A 19,152-nucleotide genomic window follows, 5' to 3' on the forward strand; every position below is an offset into this window, starting at 1 on the left:
TCGCCCGGTCGGTTCACCACGCGGGCGACTCACTCACCGGCGAGCGCCTGGGCCCCGACCGGCGAGTTCGAGCGGGACCAGCTGCGCTCGATGAGTGCGCAGACGAAACCCGCCACCGTGACGATCACAGCGAGCACGATCCAGCCGGGCTTGCCCCAGTTCACGCACATCGCGATGACGACGAGCGGCGCCACGGCCTCCGCCAGGCCGTGTCCGAGGCCCATCACGCCCTGGTACTGGCCCTGGGACTCGGGCTTGGCCAGCGCGAACGACAGCTCGAACGTGCCGGCGGCCTGCCACACCTCGGCCAGTGAGTGCACGACGATGCCGACGAGGAGCAGGGTGACCGCGATCCACGCGGCGGGTCCTGCCGATACCGCCATCAGGATCCACGCCACCAGGAACAGCGGGCCGGACAGCGCGAGCAGCCGGGCCGCCGAACGCGAGTCGGTGATGGACCGCGTCGCGGGAACCTGAGTGGCGGCGACGATGACCGCTCCGAGGAACAGGACGATCGCGGCCATCCACCGCGGCGCGTTGGTGCGCAGGACGATCCACACCGGGAGGGCCTGGATCAGCACGAAGTACTGCAGGCTCGCGACCGACGAGGCGGCGGTCAGCGTCAGGTAGGTCCGGTCGCGAAGAGCCAGCCACCGGGGCGTCTTCGCCGCGGCGGGGTCCTCGTCGTCGACGGCCCGGGTCGGGGGGAAGTTCGGCAGCCGTGTCAGGATCGCGGCGGCGATCAGGAAGGTGAACGTGTCGATGAGGATCATCGTCACGTACGCCGCACGCGTGTCGATGGCCAGGACCGCCGCGGCCCCGATCGTGCCCACCGCGATCCCGACGTTGGTCACGGCACGCAGATACGTGCGCAACTGCGCGCCCTTGCCCTCCTCAGCGAGCACACCGATCATCGCGCCGCGCGCGCTGACCGTTCCCGCACGGCCGACGGCAGCGGCGGCGGCCACCACGAGCAGCGGCCACAGGCTGTGCACCAGCAGCAGGCTGACGCTCGCCGCCGCCTCGATCAGCATGGATCCGATGAGGACCTTCTTCGAGCCGCGGCGGTCGGCCAAGTCGCCTATCAGCACTCCGGCGCCGAAGCCGGCCAGCGACCCGGCGGTGAGGCCGATGCCCGCGGCGGTCGGGCTCAGCCCCGCGGATCTGATGAGGAAGATCGTGCCCGCGGACAGGAACATCCCCATGCCGATGGTGTTCACGATGGTCGACATCGCCAGCAACCGCTGGTGGGGATCCTCCGGACCGCTCAGCGCGGCACGGAACTTGGCCATCGAGGTCATCATGCTCACGAGGTCACCCCGAGGCTCGCGCCGGCCTCGGCTGCGAACGGGCTCCCTGCCGCAGCGGCTGCCCGTGTGGCGGTGTTCACTCTGTCTCCTCCTCAACCTACGGCGTGCGCAGGGGTGATGTGCCGGCGTCGGTGATCAGGGTGCGGACAGGAAGGCGTCCTCGAGCCGGACGATGTGCGACTGGGTCCAGCGGGCGACGCGCAGGGCACAGTCGGCGTCGGACTCCCCGGGGCGCAGGCCGCCCAGGACCATCGTGCGGTATTCGTCCACGCCGATTCCGCACTGCGGAGTGCTTTCCAGGCGACGGAGCAGCCACTTCTTACGTCGGCAGAGCTCTCCGGAAAGGGCGAGGGCGGCGTCCGTCAGGAATCCCGCGGCGAGCCCGGCGGAAACGCGGGCCGTCTTGTAGTCACCGGAATCGAGCTGCCCCATGACATCGGTGAGGCAGTTCTCCGCGTCGGCCTTCAGGAATCGGGCGAGCGCCCGACTGTACGACGAGCTGTCGAGCAGCTCGCGCATTTCCTTGAAGAAGGCTTCGTTCTTCAGCGGAACTCCGATGGAAAGCCGATAGACGAAGTCCTGGAGGAAGTCACCGGTGTTGCAGAACTCGACCTCCTTCTCCAGATAGGACGCCAGCACCGTGGCGAGCGTGTCGGTCGGCCACACGCGCAGGTCGACGCGCTGGTCACCGTAGGCGCCCATCCAGATGGTCCAGCGCACGCCGCTCGGGTCGGAGCTCTTCCAGGTCTCCATCGTCGGGTCGACGGGAAGGTCGAGATCCCCGTCGGCGAACGCGTACAGGTCGATGTCGCTGAACGTATTGCCCCACCCGGCGGCCGTCGATCCCGTCATACAGACGGCTTTGGCTTCGGCCAGCCCCGGAAAGCGCTTGAGAACGGCCTCGAACGAAAGGTCGGGCTGAGCGAGAACCGACGGCTGCTCGACAATGACCTCGACACTTGGATTGAACATCAGAATCCTCTCGGATGGCGGGGACGGACATACTTAATGGATGCTAGGATCCGCCCCCATGGACATATCGAATTACGCGGGTGTACCGAAGCAATCGTCGAAGCTCGTTCCGTGGAGCACGGGAACGAGCACGGGAACGACGACGACATCGGGGAATGGCACCGCACTCGCGTGTATTCCATGGGCCGGCGCCGGAGCGACTCCGTTCCGGCCCTGGGGTCCGGTGATCGGCGACGTGGCCGACGTGTACGGCGTGCGGCTGGCCGGCCGCGAGAGCCGGCAGACGGAGCCGCTGCCGACGTCCCTCGACGAGGTCGTCGACGAACTGGTGGCGGAGCTGGCCGCGCTGGACGTCCCGCGCGTCGCGCTGTTCGGCCAGTGCTCCGGCGCCCTGCTGGCCTACCGGACGGCGCAGCGGCTGCACCGGTCCGGCGAAGGACCCGAGGTCGCCCACCTGCTCGTCGCCTCGCAGCTCCCGCCACGTGTCCTGGCGGACGGCGACGACGACTCGGGTGAGGACCTGACGCGCTACGTGCCCGAGCACCTCCGTGAAGAGCCCGAACTCCTCGAGGTACTGCTGCCGATCCTCGCCGCGGACATGCGGCTGGTCTCCGACTACGTCCACACGCCGGACGCGCCCCTCGACGTGCCGCTCACCGTGCTGTACGGCGCGGACGACGACCTGCTCAGCCGGGCCGAGGTCGATGGCTGGCGCCATGAGACCAACGGTCCCAGCGCCTTCCGCGAGGTGGCCGGCGCCGATCATCTCTTCGGCGGCGCCGCATGGCCGGAGCTCGCGAAGGCGATCCGTACCGCGCTGACGTAAGCGACCGGATCTCTCGGCCGGCCTACCCATCGCCGAGGAAGGCCGCGAGCTGCGCGACGGTCGGGCGGGCGAAGACATCGACGATCCTGACGCCCGGCCAGCGCCGGCGCAGGACCCGGACCACGTCGACGACCATGGCCGACGTCGCGCCCAGATCGAAGAAGCCCGCCTCCGGGTCGACGGTCTCCAGGCCGAGGGCCTCGGCCCAGACCGCCGCGACGACTTCGGCGGAGTCGCCGTCCAGGTCGGCATCGGCCGCGGAGGCGTTTGGCAGCTCAGTCATCCATGGCCTCCCGTACCGTCGTGCCGACCAGGCTCAGGTGCTCCAGATCGCCCGGGTCGAGGACGGTGACGATCAGGCCGTCGGCTCCGGCGGCGCGGTACTCCGCGACCTGGCGCCGCACTTCCTCGCGGGTGCCGCAGAGGGCGAACCCCCGGACCGCGCTCGGTGCCAGACCCAGCAGTGTCCCGAGCCGTTCCAGCGCTTTCTGGAGTTCCGCTTCGGACTCGGTGACGATCACGTGCCCCAGCCACGTCTTGGTGATCTCGCCGGAGTCGCGGCCCACGACGGCGCACGCCTTCTCCAGCACGTCGATCTTGTGACGCACGGTGGCCGGCGCACCGAAGAAGTTGCAGGCGTCCCCGTACCGGGCCACCGTCGGGATCAGTACCCGCTCGCCGCCACCGCCGATGAGGATCGGCGGACCGTCGGCGTTGACCGGTCCCGGCACGTTGATCGGCTCGTCGATCCGGTGGTACGTGCCGGAGAACCGTGGCGCGTGCTCGGTGAACATCGCCCGGCAGATCTGCACCGCCTCGGCCAGTCCCTTGAGGCGCTCTCCGGTGGACTGGAAGTCCATGCCGTAGGCGCGGCACTCGTCCTCGTGCCAGCCGGCGCCGATGCCGAGCATCGCGCGCCCCTTGCTGATGACGTCGATGGTCGTCACCATCTTCGCCAGCAGCGCGGGGTTTCGGAATCCGTTGCACGAGACGAGCACACCGAGGCGTGCGGTCGACGTGACGGCGGCCAGCGCCGCGAGCGTCGTGTATGCCTCCAGGATCGGCTCGTCCGGCTCGCCGACCGAGGCGATCTGGTGCACGTGGTCCATGGTCCACAGGCTGTCGAAGCCGGCGGCCTCGGCGGTCCGCGCCATGTCGACGACACGGTCGAAGAGCTGGTTGTCCATGGTCCCGGGGAAGGAGTAGCCGGGGATCTGCAGGCCGACCCGGGTGATGGCTGCTCGACTCATCCGGCGGCTGCCGCCTGCTCGAGCACCGCGGCGTCGGCGGGTGTGGCGACCTGGAGGATGCCGAGTTCGACGAGGCGGCCGCAGAGGGTGTGCACGGGCTGCTCGATCTCGGCGACCGGGAGACCCGACTCCGCGGCGAGGTCCTCGACGACCCGGGCGACGCTGCGGCGCCCGTCGATGAGCCGCCAGACCTTGCGCGCGTCGGCGTCGATCACGTAGCGGCCGATCAGCCTTTCGATCAGGAGACCGCCCTCGTGGCGCTCGCTGAGTTCCACCACCTGATCGGGCACGCGGGCGGTCACGTCCAGCCGGCGGATCAGGACGTCGTTGGTGTTGACGGTGGTCATGAGGTCTTCTCCGTAGCCAGGGCCTGCTCGATGTAGGTCGAAGCGGCCTCGATTGTGGGCGCGATGAAAGGCAGGTCGATCGGCAGCTCCAGTCCGAGCTCCTCGTTCAGGCGGGCACCGATCTCCACTGCGTGCAGCGAGTCGCCGCCGAGGCCGTCCAGGAAGTGCGCGTCGTGCGCGACGCGCTCGACGCCGAGGACGTCGAGCCAGACCCGCTCGACGAGTTCGGTGATGTTCACCGTGCCGGCGCGGGTCGGTGGCCGCGGGGAGTCCTGGGCCAAGTCCGGTTGCGCCGACGGGCGTTCGAGCCAGAACCGGCGGCGGGTGAAGGGGTAGGTCGGCAGCGGGACCCGGCCGCGCGACTCGTCGCCGTAGTAGGCGGCCCAGTCGACCGCGACCCCCGCCCGCCACGCCGCGGCCACCACGCCGGCCAGGTCGAAGGACGGGCCGACGACGATGCGGCCGGCGCCCTCGCGGACGGATCCGGCGTCGGAGTCGGCGGTACAGGCGCCGAGGGCCGCCTCCAGCGACGCGGGGTCGGCGCCCGCGGCCAGCCACTGGGTGGCCGGACGCGCCCACTTCGGCCCGTCCACCCTGGCGAAGGTCAGGCCGAGGCGGCGCAGGGCCCGGGCGACACCGAGCGCGGCGAGCGCGCCGGCACGTTCCGGGGCGAGACCGCGGAGTTCGGCACGTCCGGTGAGGCCGGTCAGCGCGGAGCGCAGCAACGGCTCGGTGGCGAGCAGCCGTTCGCCCATCGCGGCCAGTTCGCCGGCGGTCCCGTGGATCGCCAGTGTCCACCGCGCGGTGGGCCGGTCGGCCTCGTCGGGAGCGCGTAACCGAGCGACGGCCTCGTCGGAGTCGGCGACCACGGCCGCCCAGCGCCGGGCGAATCTGGTGCGCCCCACTCCGAGGGTGTACGCGATGTCGGCCAGCGCGGCGTCATCGGCATCCGCCGCCGCGTCGAGCCGGTCGGCGAGCCGCTCCCGCATCCGGCTCAGTTCGTCGTCGCCGCGCGCGGACAGCGCGAGGACATGACGTGAGCGCGGGGCGGACCCGGCGGGCGCGGCGGGCGCGGCGGGCGCGGACTCCAGCACCACGTGCGCGTTGGACCCGCCGAGGCCGAACGAGCTGACACCGGCGATACGCGGTCCCTCGGGGTTCCAGGGCAGGGTTTCGGAGGTGAGGGCGAACGGGGTCGAGTCCAGGTCGATCTCGGGGTTCGGCGAGCGGAAGTGGAGCGTTCCCGGGATGGTGGCCCGCTCGACGGCCAGCGCCGCCTTGATCAGCCCCGCGACGCCCGCCGCCGCGTCGGTGTGCCCGATGTTGGGCTTGACCGCGCCGAGCGTGAGCGGCGACCCGGCCGGTCGGCCGGGGGTCGCGAAGACGCGCCGCAGCGCCTCGAATTCGACGGGGTCGCCGATGGCGGTGCCGGTGCCGTGGGTCTCCACGTAGCCCACCTGGTCGGGCTTGACGTCCGCCCGCCCGAGCGCGGCACGGATGACCGCTTCCTGCCCGTCGATGTTCGGGACGGTGAATCCCCCGCGTGACCCACCGTCGTTGTTGACCGCCCAGCCGCGGATGACCGCCCTGCGGTGGTCACGGTCGGCCCGTGCGTCCGACTCCCGTCTCAGCACGACGATTCCGGCGCCCGAGCCGGGTATCGTGCCGGAGGCCTCGGCGTCGAAGGCCCGGCACCGCCCGTCGGCCGACAGGATCCCGCCGTCGGTGTAGGTGTAGCCGTCGACGTCGGGCATCAACAGGCTCACACCGCCCGCCAGGGCGATGTCGCAGTCGCCCGCGGCCAGTGCCGAGCAGGCGAGCGCCACCGCGGTGAGCGCCGTGGCACAACCCGTCTGCACGGTGATGGCAGGACCGCTGAGGCCGAGCTTGAAGGCGAGCCGCGGTGCGAGGAAGTCCTTTTCGTTCGCCAGCGTGACGCGGACGTCGCCGGAGCGTCCCGCCCGGGCCTCCGACGGGGCCACGTATTCGCGGAAGTAGTGATTCTCGCCGGAACCGACGAACACCCCGCAAACGGAGTCGTGTTCTCCGGCGTAGCCGGCGTCCTCCAGCGCCTCGGCCGCCACTTCCAGCAGCACACGCTGCTGCGGATCCATGACGATGGCTTCCGTCGGCTGTATGCGGAAGTGGTCGGCGTCGAACGACTCGATGCCGCCGACCCGCGCGACCGCTCGCACGAACCGGCCGTTGCGGACGCCGCCTTCCGGACCGGCCTCGTCACCGGTCGGCCGGTTCGACGACTCGACGCCTTCGACAAGGTTCGTCCAGTACCGCTCGACATTTTCCGCGCCTGCGAAACGGGCCGCCAAGCCGATCAACGCAATAGGAGGTGCGCAAGGTGGCCTTTGCAGCATCTGTACAGCTCCCGGGATCAGTATGGCCTCGCGGCGACTCATTCGGCGGTGGCTTGCAGTACGGCACGCGAGAAGACATCGGCGCGTGAAACTATCAGAGAGTTGGCTCCTGCATCAATCATTTTGATCACTCCGCATTCCGGCGACAAATACGGAACCAAAGGTTCCTGAAAATCACTGCGCATACGGCATTCCGCTTTTGATTCAGTGGTCGGCGGCCGCACTCACCGGGGTCGCGGCCTGGGCACGCACCCGCTCGACGAAGTCGGCGAGCCGCGGCGCCTGGAACAGGGCGCGCGCGCCGACCTGCGCGCCGATCTCCTTGCGGGTACGACGGATGACGTTCGCGACCAGCAGCGAATGCCCACCGAGGTCGAAGAAGTCGTCGCCGGGACCGACTTCGGGGACACCGAGTTCCTCGGCCCAGATGCCCGCCACGGCCGCCTGGAGGGAATCGGCCGGGTGGGCGTCCTGCGGGGCGGGGCCGGCGGTCCGGGAGGTCGTGCGTGCCCGCTCGAGCAGGGCCTTGCGGTCGACCTTGCCGTTGGGAGTCAGGGGCATGGAGTCCACGGTTCTCAGCTCGTTGGGAACCATGTGCCCGGGCAGCCGGTCGGCCAGGAACGCCCGGAGTCCGTCCGTGCCCGGGCCCCCGGGGCGGACGGTCGCCCAGGCGAGGAGGCGGGAGCCCACCGAGTCACCGGTGTCGGTCGCGACGCAGGCGTCGACGACGTCCGGGTGGGACTTGAGCGCCGCACCGACCTCACCCAGCTCGACGCGGTAGCCGCGGACCTTCACCTGCTCGTCGCGCCGCCCCACGTAGAAGAGCCGTCCGTCGCCGTCCGCTCGCGCGAGATCGCCGCTGAGGTAGGTCCGCCGGTGGTCGTCGGGACCCCAGGCCGCCATGCGGAAGGCGCGTGCGGTGGCGTCGTCGTCGTCGAAGTACCCGCGGGCGAGCCCGGGCCCCGAGACCCATATCTCGCCGACCTCGCCCACCGGGGTCGGTGCGCCGTCCTCGTCCCGCAGCGATACCTCCAGGTCGGGCAGTGGCACACCGATGGGGCTGCCCGCGTCGGCCGCCGCGTGCTGTGCCGTGATCGGGCAGTACGTGACGTGGACCGTCGTCTCGGTGATCCCGTACATGTTCACCACGCGCGGCCGCTCGTCGCCCCGGCGGGCGAACCATCCGCTCAGCGTGGCCGGGTCGAGGCGTTCGCCGCCGAGGACGACCAGCCGCAGGCGGTCGAGGCCGGCCGGTCGCAGCTCGTCGGCGCCTGTCAGAGCCGCCAGCGCCGAGGGCGTCTGGCTCAGTACCGTGACGCCTTCGCGGTCGATCAGGTCGAGCATCTCGTCGGGAGCACGGGCCTCGTCGTCCTCGACGACGAGGAGGCGACCGCCGAACAGCAAGGCCCCCCACATCTCCCAAACGGAGAAGTCGAAGGCGTAGGAGTGCGACATCGTCCACACGTCGTCGGGACCGAGGCCGTAGATCGCCGAAGTCCCGGCCATCAGCCGCGTGACGTTGTGGTGCGTTATCTTCACGCCCTTGGGCGTGCCGGTCGAGCCCGACGTGAACATCACGTAGGCGAGGTCGTCGGGGGCGACCTCGACGCTCGGCGCCGGGCAGTCCGGATCCGCGGCGTCGCCGGCCAGCACGAAGGAGCCGGCGTGCCACGCCTTCGCCCGTACGACCAGTTCGTCATCGGTCACGATCACGCCCGCCCCGACCCGTTCGGCCAGGCTCGCGAGGCGGGTGTCGGGGTACCGGGGGTCGAGCGGCACATAGGCGGCGCCCGTCATCAGCACGCCGAGGATCGCGGGAACGACCCGGCCGCGCGGAACGAGCACCGGAACGAGGTCACCGGGACGCACGCCCGCCGCGACCAGACGTGCGGCGATGTGTCCGGCCGATTCGTGCAGTTCCGCGTAGGACATGGAGGTTCCGCCGGCGGTGAGCGCCGTGGCCCCGGGGCTCCTGGCGGCCTGCCGGGCGAACCAGGTGTGAAGTGTGTCGGCCGCTGCCGCGGGCTTCGTCGTCGGGCACGTTCTGTCGTTCAGTTCCGCCACAATTGCCCCCATAGGTTGAACCTGACCTCACGTCGGATTGCAGTGGACAGTAATTCCGCCTGCCTCAGGACGGTGTCGCCCTATTCCGTTCTCGCGTGTCACTGACTTCTGCTCGGCCTCCGATAAACCGGAATTAAACCCTCCGCCCATTCCTCGGCCTTCGGCCTCATGCGGTGAGCCACCCGGGCCGGGAAACCGTTTTCGACTATCGCGGCCAATCGCATTCGACCGATCCCGAACCGGCTGTCTCAACGGGCATGGATCACCGAGAAGTGGCGTTCGATCGCCTCGACGTACCGCGGCCGGTTGACGGGATCGAAGAGGGCGAAGTGGCCACCGGAAAGGACGTGCACCTCACACTCCGCGGCCGAGTACGCGCCCCATCCCGCCAGCGCCTCCTGGTCGATCAGGCGGTCCTCGCCTCCGCACAGCACGGTGATGGGCACGTCGAGGCGGACGCCCCTGCTCCGCTCGGCGCTCTCCGCACCGAGCCTGAGGTCCGCGCGCAGGTTGTCCAGGAGTGCCCTGCGCCATCCCGGGTCCGCCATGAACACGGACGGCATGTCACCGCCGAGTTCGAGCAACCGCAGGACGTCCTCGTCGCCGGCGTGCTCGGAGAACCGGCCGGCTCCGTCACGCGGCTCCTGCCCCGACGCGATCAGACCGACACAGTGCTCGCCGAGGGCGTGCGCGAGATGGAGACCGATCGTCGCGCCCAGGCTGTGGCCGAGTATCAGCGTGGGCACCTCGGGCGAGGGGATCGTGGCGAGGCTGCCGAGCACCTCGTCCAGGGTCGCGCCGGGAGGCTCCGTCCTGCGGCGCTCCCTGCCCGGGAGCGTGAGTCCCCGTATCTCCACGTCGTCGGGAAGATCGCCGACCAGCCGCAGGTAGCGGTTCGGGCCGCCACCGGAGTGCGGCACGACGAGGAGCCGGGCACGGGGTGCGCGGCCGGGCTCCTCACTCGGTCGCAGCAGTGACCACCACAGTGGCGGTGGTGTCGGTCGAACACGCACTACGGGGGCCTTTCTCGAAGAGCGGGACGGGATCAGGCGAGCCAGGAGTCGGGTGCCGGGTTGCCGATCACCTTGATGGCGCCGGGCTCGTCCTCCAGGATGTGGCTGGCGCCCACGATGGCGAGGTCCCAGACGTCCAGCTTGAGTTGGAGCGAGGCGAGGACACCGGAGAACTCCCGCCACGGCAGCAGTTCACCGCGCTCCGCGCTCTCCAGCCACGCCCTGATCCGCCCCGCGGGCTCCGCGAGGTCAGGACGCTCGGCGGCGCGCTCCGTGACCAGCCGGCCGATGCGCCGCACGGCTGCCGCACGGTCGAGACAGACCCCTCCGAACTCGCCGGAGTGCAGCACCCGGTCGAGAAGTTCCTCGTCCGCCGCCGAGGGGACGCCTTCCGCCAGTCGGCCGAGCAGCCGGCGACGCGGTACGGGATCCATCAGCAGGTTCAGCTCTCGGACCAGGTCAGCCGGTTCGTCGGCACAGTGGATCATGCTGCACAGCCGGTTGGGCCGCCGCAGCAGGCTGCGCAGGCTGTCCGCGGCCTGCTGCGAGATGTCCGCCTTCCCCTTGAGCGAGCTGAGGTGCACGGTCGCGGGGACGGCATGGCTGCCGTGGCTGCGCAGGAGCAGCATGAGAGCGGGCCCGGCCTGCAGCACGATGTCGTTGACGGCGAGGCGGTCCAGCGTGGCCAACGTGTGCTGGTGGCGCCAGAGTTCACGGCCCGTGTGGCGGTTGAAGGAGAACATCTCAGCGCCGACGACGGTGAACTCGTGGTCGCCCAGGAAGTCCAGGATGACCTTGAGCTTTCCGGTGGCCATGCCGTCGGGCTTGACCAGCATCAGCGCGGAGCGGTGCAGGACCTCGTCCCGCCGGCCGCCGAAGGCCTCCTGGCACTCGCTCAGGCCTTCGCGGAAACAGGTGTCGAGCTCGTAGTGGTACGCCTTGATCGGCATACGCGTGAGGGTGCTCCAGTTCAAGGGGCCCATATCGCTACTACTCTCTCGTTCAGGGTGGTGCGCGGTCCGGTGTCAGGGGTGCAGCAGTGATGCCAGGCGTGCGAAGTTGGCGTCCAGATCGGCGGAGAGGCCGAACTCGACGACAGCCATGCCCGAGAGCAGCGCGCGGAGATCGCCCTCCACCCGCTCCCGTACGGCGGGGCTCTCCTTGCCCGCCGTGAAGTCGCTGCGGCACAGGTCGAGCGCCGCCTCGACCGGCAGAGGCCGGACGGTCTCGTGGTCCCGGGTCAGCACGAGCAGCGCGCGCGGACGCACGGCGGGCCGCAACCGGCTCTGGTAGAGGGCGGGCCACTCGACGCGGCTCTTGTCGCGCGCGGGAACCGGCGCGGCCGGCGCGTCGGCGAGTTCCGGCCTGCTCTTGATCAGCGCCGGGTCGAGGTAGGCACAGCGGGGATGGCCCCAGAACCGGCCCTCCGTGTCATCGATGTGCCGCATCATCGCGTCCTCGCCGGCGAAGTCGGCGCCCTGGAACAGGCCCCATGCCGTGAAGGTCGACTTCCCGACGCCGCTGTCCGCGGTGACCAGGGCAGCGCGGCCGTCCACGGACAGCGCGCCGGCGTGCAGCCCGTAGTGCCGGTCGGAGCGGAGCGTGAGGACGAGAAAGGCCTTCTCGACGAGCCAACGGCCCCACACGATGGGGTCATCGAGGTCGGAGCGGGCCAGCGTCACCCGTACCGTCCACCGGGCGGGAGTGATCACCGCCCGGGAGCTTCCCGTGTCGAGGACGACCTCGTCCGAGGTGTCCCAGTGCTCCGGGAAATAGGGCGGCGGCACGGGTTGGCGGTCCGTGTCGGTCAGCTCGACCGACAGGTGCACGGTGTCCGGTGTCCAGGGCGACCGGGCCGCGTCGTCGGGAAGCGGCGGGGCGCCGAAGAGCCTGCCGATCACCGCCTCGGCTTCCGGGGGCGCCGTGCAGGCGACCCGGTACCCGTAGAACTCGTAACGGTCTTCGCGCATGGACTATCCCCTCCGGGCCCGGTCGGTGGCCTGTGCGCGCAGAGCGCGCCGGGCGTCGTCGTACTGCTCCAGGACCAGGCGGCGCAGCGCGGGCGGGGCCGCGCCGTGGCGTTCCAGCCAGGCTTCGGCCGCGCCGAGCGCGGTGCGGCCGCCGGCCGCCGGGTACAGGCCGAGCACGATCTGCTTGGCCATCTCGTGGCTCCTGGTCTCCCACACGTCGAGAACCGCTTCGAAGTACCGGTCCGTGTACGGCGCGAGCAGGTCGGGGTCGAGGGTTTCGGCGAAGCCCGCGATGACCGCCCGCTGAAGCTGGTTGGGCAGGTCGCCGCGGTCCACGACGGCCGCCCAGGCGGCTGCCTTGGCACCGGCGTCGGGCAGAGACGCACGGGCCGTCGCCGCGTGGCACTCGCCCGCGGGGGTGGGGTCACGTCGCTGCTCGGCCGCGACGCCGTCCTCGTCGAGGCGTCCGGCGGCGGCCAGGCGCACCACGATCGCCCAGCGCACCTCGGTGTCCACCGCGAGGCCGCGCACCGGTGCCGCTCCGTCGACGAGCGCGGCGAGCAGGTCGAGGTGCCCTTCGGTACGGGCGGCCGCCACGAAGGCCCGCAGCCACACGAGCTGGTGGTCGCTGCCGGGCTCGGCCGTGCGCAGCCGTTCGAGGGCGGCATCGGCCCAGCCGCCTGTGAGGCGCACCCGCTCGGCGGGGTCGGTGAAGTGTTCCAGGGCGTGCAGGACCTGGCGGAGCAGTGACTCCACGACGCCGATGTCGCTCTCCGAGCCGATCGCGGAGAGCACCAGACTCAGGTAGTCCCGGGCGGCCAGCTCTCCGTCCCGCGTCATGTCCCACGCCGCGGCCCAGCACAGGGCGCGGGGCAGCGGGTCGGCGAAGGAGCCGAGGTGCCGTGTCAGAGCGCGCAGGGACACGTCGTCGAAGCGGACCTTGGCGTAGCTGAGGTCGTCGTCGTTCAGCAGCACCACGTCGGGGCGCCGGCGGCCCACCATGTCGCGTACGTCCGTGTACGCGGCGGCGGCGACGTCCAGTTCCGTACGGTGGGTGCGCCGCAGCTCCCCGTGCGCGCCGTCCAGCGTGTAGCAGCCCACCGCGATGCGGTGCGGGCGCAGCGTCGCCTTGCCGGGGACGCCGGGCGGCAGGTCCTGCGCCTCCTGGCGAATGCGGAAGGCGGTGATGATCCCGTCCGCGTCCGTCTCGATCTCGGGCCGCAGCACATTGATCCCCGCGGTCTCCAGCCACTGCTTCGACCAGCTGCCCAGGTCGCGCCCCGAGGCCTCCTCCAGTGCCCTCAGCAGGTCCCCCAGCCGCGTGCTGCCGTAGGCGTGGGCGGCGAAGTAGGCGCGTACGCCCTCGAAGAAGGCGTCCATACCGACGTACGCGACCAGCTGCTTCAGGACGGAGGCGCCCTTGGCGTAGGTGATGCCGTCGAAGTTGACGAGGACGTCGTCGAGGTCCCGGATCTCCGCCACGACGGGGTGGGTGGAGGGCAGTTGGTCCTGGCGGTACGCCTTCGCTTTCTGGTGGTTGGCGAAGGTCGTCCACGCGTCGGCCCACCGCGGGTCGGGCCCGAGCGCCTGGCAGGCGAACGAACTGTAGGTGGCGAAGGACTCGTTGAGCCACAGGTCGCTCCACCACGCCATGGTGACCAGATCACCGAACCACATGTGGCTCAGCTCGTGGAGGATCGTCGCGGCCCGCTTGCGGTGAGCGGCTTCGGTGGCCCGCGAGCGGAAGAGGTACTTCTCGTGGAAGGTGACGGCGGCCGCGTTCTCCATGGCCCCCGCGTTGAAGCCGGGGACGAAGATCTGGTCGTACTTCTCGAAGGGGTAGGGGTGGCCGAACCGCTCCTCGAACCAGTCGAAGCCCTGCCGTGTCACTGCGAAGATCTCGTCGGGATCGAGGTGTCCGGCCAGGCTCCTCCTGCAGTACAGGCCGAGCGGGATGGTGCGGTCGCCGCGCCGGTGCTCCGCGCGCACGGCGTGGTAGGGCCCGGCGACCAGGGAGACGACGTACGTGGAGAGCCGGGGCGTCGTCCCGAACGACCGGACAGTGCCGTCCTGTCGGGAGCCTTCGACGGTGACGGCGGCCGAGTTGGAGACCACCGTCCAGTCAGCCGGCGCGCTCACCGTGAACCGGAACCGCGCCTTCAGATCCGGCTGGTCGAAGCACGCGAAGACCCGCCGGGCGTCCGCGACCTCGAACTGCGAGTAGAGGTAGACGCCGCCGTCGACCGGGTCGGTGAAGCGGTGCAGCCCTTCGCCGGTGTTCGTGTAGGCGCAGTCCGCCACCACCCGCACCTCGTTGCGGCCGGCCACGAGGTGCGAGAGCTCGATCCGGGAGTCCCGGAAGACCCGGTCCGCGGCCAGGGCAAGGCCGTTGACCACGACCTCCCGCACCGCGGGGGCCCGCAGGTCGAGGAAGACCGGTGCGTCCGGGTCGGCGCAGTCGAAGCGGATCTCCGTCACCGACCGGAAGGTGGCCGAGCCGGCGGCGGCGCGCAGGTCGAGCGCGATGTCGTAGGTGTCCACGGTGACCGCGCGAGAGCGTTCTTCGGCCTCCTGGGCCGTCAGGTTCGTCCCTGGCATGGGTCAGGCGTCCTCGCCGGTGAGGAGCCGGGACCGCAGCCGGTCGACCGTGTCGTCCGTGAGCCCGACCCGGTCCTTGAGGTAGCCGTGCACGGACCCGTGGCGGGCTTCGAGGTCGGCCAGGACCAGCTCCATGATCTTCGCGGGGGCGCGTCCGTAGCCAGGCCACTTCATGACCCGGTCGGGGTTGGCGGTGTGCCAGTCCGCGAGCAGGCGCTCCGTGGCCAGCTCCGTCAGCGCGAAGTCCGCGAGGACGTCCTCGCGGTCCACGCCGAGCAGGGTGAGGACGAACACTCCGATGAGACCGGTGCGGTCCTTGCCCGACGTGCAGTGGAAGACAACGGGGCCGGGAGCCTCGGCGATCTGCTCGAGGACCTGCCGGATCTCGTCGGCACCGTCCTCGGTGACCTCGGCGAACCGGTCGGCGAGGTAGCGCCACGGGTCGACGTCGGGGGAGATCTCCGCCTGGTCGTAAGGCCGGTGCTCGATGCTCAGGTTGACGTAGTGGAACCGCCCGGCCTCGGGCACCCGGCCCTTGGCCTCGATCTCCCAGGGGTAGCGCAGGTCGATGACGGTCCGCACGCCGAGCGCCAGGAACCGCTCCCAGTCGGCCCCCCGCAGCTTGCCGAGCGAGTCGGCCCGGTACAGCGTCCGCCAGGCGACGGTCCCGCCGTCGGCCGAACGGTAACCGCCCAGGTCACGGAAGTTGTGCAGCCGCTCGAACACGACGTGCCGGTTCATCGGGTCTCTCCTTGTTCGTCGGGCACCCCTCGTGCCGGTATCCAGACTCATCGCACGGCCACCCGCAGTCCGCTGTCGGTGGAGAGCCGCGCCCGGTCGAGCTTCCCCGACGGGGCGAGCGGCATCTCCGAGACCACCACGATCCGGTTGGGCAGCATGTGCGCGGGCAGCCGCGTGCGGCACGCCTCGCGCAGCCGCGCCGTGAGTTGCTCCGTCGCCGTCCGGTCCTCGGCGAGGGCCACATAGGCGACGAGGAGCGACTCGCCGCCCGCGGTCTCCTCGGTCAGGGCGACCGCGTCGAGGACGTCGGCCTCGGCGCGCAGGGCCGCCTCGACCTCGCCGAGTTCGACCCGGAACCCGCGCAGGCTGATCTGCCGGTCGTTGCGGCCGAGGTACTCGTACGTGCCGTCGGGCAGCCGCCGGGCGACATCACCCGTGCGGTACCAGGTGCGCGTCTCGTCGTCACCGGCCAGCTCGAACCGGGGGAATCGCTCGGCCGTCAGGTCCGGCCGGCCGAAGTATCCGTCGGCGAGTCCCGGGCCCGCGATGTACACCTCGCCAGGCTCGCCGACGGGAACCGGCCGCCCTTCCGGAGTCAGCACGGCCATGCGGTGGTGCGCGAGCGGCTCCCCGATCCAGGTGCCCGACCCGTCGGACGCCACCCGTTCCTCGGTGAGCTCGCCGAACGTGGTGTGCACGGTCGTCTCGGTGATCCCGTACATGTTGACCAGCGTCTCCGCGCCCGGCCGCAGTCGCATCCACCGGCGTACCGACATGGGGTCCAGCTGCTCGCCGCCGAAGACCACGTAGCGCAGGGCGAGCGGGACGGGAGCCCGCTCGTACGCCTTCGGCATGTACTTGAAGAAGCTCGGCACCGCGTTGAGCACCGTGACCCGTTCCTCGGCGAGGAGTCCGAGGAGGGCCGCGGGACGCCGGGCGGTCTCCGGCGGCACGATCACGAGCCGTCCGCCGAACAGCAGACTGCCCCAGATCTCCCAGACGGAGAAGTCGAAGCTGTAGCTGAAGTACTGCGTCCACGTGTCGTCCGGACCGAACTCGAACGGTCCGTCGGAGCAGGACCTGAACAGTTCGAGGACCGCGCTCTCGGGGACGGCGACGCCCTTGGGCAGCCCGGTCGACCCCGATGTGTAGATCACGTAGACCGGTGTGCCCGCCGGTCTCGGCAAGGGCTCGGCGGGCGCGGCCGCGGCGCCCGAGCGCGTCACCCGGACGAAGCCGGCGGGCAGCGCCGCGTTGTCCGCCGCCGAGATCGCCACCCGCACGCCGCTGTCCCGCGCCATGAAGGCGAGCCGGTCCGCCGGGTACGACGGATCCAGCGGGACGTAGCCGCAGCCGTGGCCGAGGACGGCGAGGATCGCCGCGACGACCTCCCAGCCCCGTTCGAGGCTGATGCCCACCAGATCCCCGGGCCGTACGCCGTGCCGCGCGAGACCGGCGCGGTACTCCCACGCCGCGCTCTCGAGTTCGCGGTACGTGATGTCGAGCGGGCCGTCCGTGATCGCCACGGCGTCCGGGCGCTGTACGGCCTGTCCGGCGAACACCTCGTACAGCGATGTGGCCTGCTTCAGCTCGTGCACGGCTCTCCCGGTCACTTGGCGGACCCCGCCGGCAGAGCGGTGAGGGCCGCGTGCAGCCGGTCGTAGCTCTCGTCCAGGTCGTCGGAGACCTCGAACTCCCAGAGCGGCAGCCCCGCCAGAAGGGCCCGCAGGTCCTCCTCCACCACGGCGACCTCATCGGTGCTCTTCGCGGTGGCGTAGTCGTCGCGGCAGCGGTCGAGGGCCTCGGCCAGGTCCAGCTCGCGCGGTGCGCCGCCCTCGCCCCTGACCAGGAAGACCAGGCAGGAGGGGCGGGCCCGGGACGACAGCCGGTCCTCCAGCGTCCCGGGGACGGTGACCCGGCACTTGGCGCCGTTCTCGATCGGCACGGCGGTCGCGTCCTGGAGCGCCTCGCTGCGGGCGATCATCTCGGGCGTCAGGTACAGGGCTCGCGGGTAGCCCCACAGCGCGCCGCCGGGCTCGTCCATGTTCCTGGCCAGGATGTCCTCGCCGACCAGGCGCGCGCCGCGGTGCAGCGCCCAGTACGTGAACGTCGACTTGCCCACGCCTGCCGCGGCCGTCAGGACGGCGACCCGCCCTTCCGTCTCGATGGCCCCCGCGTGCAGCGGATAGCTGCGCGGGGAGCGGCAGACGAGGTACAGGAAGAGCCGCTCCAGGATCCACCTGCCCCACACCGCGGAGCTGTCCAGGTCGGCCCGGGCCAGGGTGAGTTCCCCCGAGGCGGTCGACGGGTCGAACACGCAGCGGGAGCTTGCCGTGTCGATCACGATGGGGTCGCCCGTCATCACCTCCAGGTTGTGGGGCGGGTTCACGGGTTCGGTGGGCACGCCGTCCTGCACCGAGAAGCCGAGCCGCACGGTGCTGGTGTGGGCGCCGGTCAGGGCGTCATCGGCCAGAGCCGGTCCGAAGAAGTCCCGCACCACGCCGCGCGCCGCGACATCGTACGAGCACTCCACGCGGTAGCCGTAGCACTCGTGCACGGAGTGGATCCGGTCGGCGCCGAGCGTCGGGGCGGTGACCCGCATGGTGGTCGAGACGTCCTGGGCGGTGGGGACGAGATGGAGCCGCTGGACGTCGGACCCGGCGCCGTCGGCCGCGTCGGCTGCGGCGGCGTGGCCGCAGTCCGCGCACGGCTGCCGGCCGAACCCGGCGAACCGGTAGGCCACTTCCATGATCCGGTTGCGTTCCGTGGCACGGAAGTCGGCCGTCAGGTGCACCCCGGCGCGGTGGGCCTCGGCGATGAGCCGGCGCAGGATCGTGGCGCCGGTGCCGAAGGAGACCACGCGGCAGGACGTGGCCAGGAGCTTGAGGTGCCAGCTCCGCTCGCCGCGCTCGAGGAGCAGCACGCCGACGGCACCGTGGCTGCCGAAGCGGTCGGTCAGGCTCATGACGAGGACGTCGTGGTCCGGGTCGCAGAGCAGGGCCCGCAGGTCGGCGTCCGAGTAGTGCACGCCGGTCGCGTTCATCTGGCTCGTGCGCAGCGTCAGTTCCTCGACCCGGGCGAGGTGCTCGTCCCCCGCGTGCTCGATGACCAGGCGCAGGTCGAGCGACTTGAGGAACTCCTCGCTGGAGCCGACGTGTTCCTGCTCGGCCCGTTCACGCCGGAAGCCGGCCTGGTACATCGCACGGCGGTTCGCCGCGTCCTCGGTGACGTGGGCGGGGCTGAACTCGGGGAGCCCGGTCAGCTCCGCGGCGCGCTCGGCGTCGTAGGTCCGCACGGCGGGCAGCTCATGAGTCACCTCGGCGCGTTCGGCGGGCTGGTCGTCGATGAAGGCGACGACCGACTCGGCGAACTGGAGCCCGCTCGCGATGGCACGGACGGAGTCCGACTTGCGGCCCCAGCCGATCTGGGGCAGGACGAAGTACTCCGCGATCCCGAGCTTCTCCAGCCGCTCCCAGGCGAGGTCGTGGTCGTTGCGGCTGGCGACGGACTGCAGGATGCCCCGCGCGTCCAGTTCGAGCACGGTACGCCGGATCTCCTCGGTCAGCTCGACCTCGTCGTCCTCGAGGAGCGTGCCCCGCCACAGGGTGTTGTCCAGGTCCCAGACCAGGCACTTGACCAGCGGCTGGTCCGCTGCGGTCGGAGTCGGCTCGGCTGCGGTGTGCGACATG

15 protein-coding genes are annotated in these 19,152 nt (G+C 71.0%); 1 reads left to right on the plus strand and 14 read right to left on the minus strand.

The features are described from left to right. Positions 1-29 precede the first annotated feature (29 nt). Positions 30-1,304 carry an MFS transporter gene (locus ACZ6I3_RS31555; protein WP_469419325.1) on the minus strand — a complete coding sequence of 425 codons (1,275 nt, stop codon included), beginning with the start codon at positions 1,302-1,304 and terminating at the stop codon, positions 30-32. Between the two features lie 141 nt (positions 1,305-1,445). After that, positions 1,446-2,162 carry a hypothetical protein gene (locus tag ACZ6I3_RS31560; protein WP_469419248.1) on the minus strand — a complete coding sequence of 239 codons (717 nt, stop codon included), beginning with the start codon at positions 2,160-2,162 and terminating at the stop codon, positions 1,446-1,448. 178 nt (positions 2,163-2,340) lie between these two features. Here ACZ6I3_RS31560 and ACZ6I3_RS31565 point away from each other — a divergent pair, with 178 nt between their 5' ends. Beyond that, entirely contained in the window at positions 2,341-3,108 is a 768-nt protein-coding gene (locus tag ACZ6I3_RS31565) for a thioesterase II family protein (protein WP_469419250.1), read from the plus strand. Between the two features lie 22 nt (positions 3,109-3,130). Here ACZ6I3_RS31565 and ACZ6I3_RS31570 read toward each other — a convergent pair whose 3' ends face one another. The 12 genes from ACZ6I3_RS31570 to ACZ6I3_RS31625 form a co-directional block, all read right to left on the minus strand. Then, complete coding sequence (locus tag ACZ6I3_RS31570; RefSeq protein WP_469419252.1) at positions 3,131-3,391, minus strand: phosphopantetheine-binding protein; 261 nt, start codon at positions 3,389-3,391, stop codon at positions 3,131-3,133. Further along, entirely contained in the window at positions 3,384-4,358 is a 975-nt protein-coding gene (locus ACZ6I3_RS31575) for a TIGR03560 family F420-dependent LLM class oxidoreductase (RefSeq protein ID WP_469419254.1), read from the minus strand. The genes ACZ6I3_RS31570 and ACZ6I3_RS31575 overlap by 8 nt, the downstream gene beginning before the upstream one ends. Beyond that, positions 4,355-4,705: a PqqD family protein gene (locus tag ACZ6I3_RS31580; RefSeq protein ID WP_469419255.1), complete on the minus strand. Its 351-nt coding sequence runs from the start codon at positions 4,703-4,705 to the stop codon at positions 4,355-4,357. Before ACZ6I3_RS31580 ends, ACZ6I3_RS31575 begins: the two co-directional genes overlap by 4 nt. Further along, on the minus strand, positions 4,702-7,119 hold the full coding sequence (locus ACZ6I3_RS31585; RefSeq protein WP_469419256.1) for a beta-ketoacyl synthase N-terminal-like domain-containing protein: 2,418 nt from the start codon (positions 7,117-7,119) through the stop codon (positions 4,702-4,704). Before ACZ6I3_RS31585 ends, ACZ6I3_RS31580 begins: the two co-directional genes overlap by 4 nt. A gap of 162 nt (positions 7,120-7,281) precedes the next feature. Further along, positions 7,282-9,153 (minus strand): non-ribosomal peptide synthetase, encoded by a 1,872-nt coding sequence (locus ACZ6I3_RS31590; RefSeq protein ID WP_469419257.1) that lies wholly within the window; start codon positions 9,151-9,153, stop codon positions 7,282-7,284. 236 nt (positions 9,154-9,389) lie between these two features. After that, positions 9,390-10,061, minus strand: coding sequence for a thioesterase II family protein (locus tag ACZ6I3_RS31595; protein WP_469419259.1), 672 nt, complete (start codon positions 10,059-10,061; stop codon positions 9,390-9,392). Between the two features lie 125 nt (positions 10,062-10,186). After that, positions 10,187-11,104, minus strand: coding sequence for a nucleoside-diphosphate kinase (locus ACZ6I3_RS31600; protein ID WP_469419261.1), 918 nt, complete (start codon positions 11,102-11,104; stop codon positions 10,187-10,189). A 75-nt stretch (positions 11,105-11,179) separates the two neighbouring features. Further along, positions 11,180-12,124, minus strand: a complete 945-nt coding sequence (locus tag ACZ6I3_RS31605) for a hypothetical protein (protein WP_469419263.1) — start codon at positions 12,122-12,124, stop codon at positions 11,180-11,182. Between the two features lie 3 nt (positions 12,125-12,127). Next, the gene (gene pepN / locus ACZ6I3_RS31610; protein WP_469419264.1) at positions 12,128-14,722 is read right to left on the minus strand and encodes an aminopeptidase N; all 2,595 of its coding nucleotides are present in this window, start codon (positions 14,720-14,722) and stop codon (positions 12,128-12,130) included. Between the two features lie 3 nt (positions 14,723-14,725). Next, positions 14,726-15,463 carry a tyrosine-protein phosphatase gene (locus tag ACZ6I3_RS31615; RefSeq protein WP_469419266.1) on the minus strand — a complete coding sequence of 246 codons (738 nt, stop codon included), beginning with the start codon at positions 15,461-15,463 and terminating at the stop codon, positions 14,726-14,728. A 47-nt stretch (positions 15,464-15,510) separates the two neighbouring features. After that, complete coding sequence (locus ACZ6I3_RS31620) at positions 15,511-17,061, minus strand: amino acid adenylation domain-containing protein (RefSeq protein WP_469419267.1); 1,551 nt, start codon at positions 17,059-17,061, stop codon at positions 15,511-15,513. Positions 17,062-17,072: 11 nt separating this feature from the next. Further along, positions 17,073-19,151: an HAD-IIIC family phosphatase gene (locus ACZ6I3_RS31625; protein WP_469419269.1), complete on the minus strand. Its 2,079-nt coding sequence runs from the start codon at positions 19,149-19,151 to the stop codon at positions 17,073-17,075. Position 19,152 lies beyond the last annotated feature (1 nt).

This window comes from Streptomyces sp. NPDC041940, assembly GCF_055589465.1.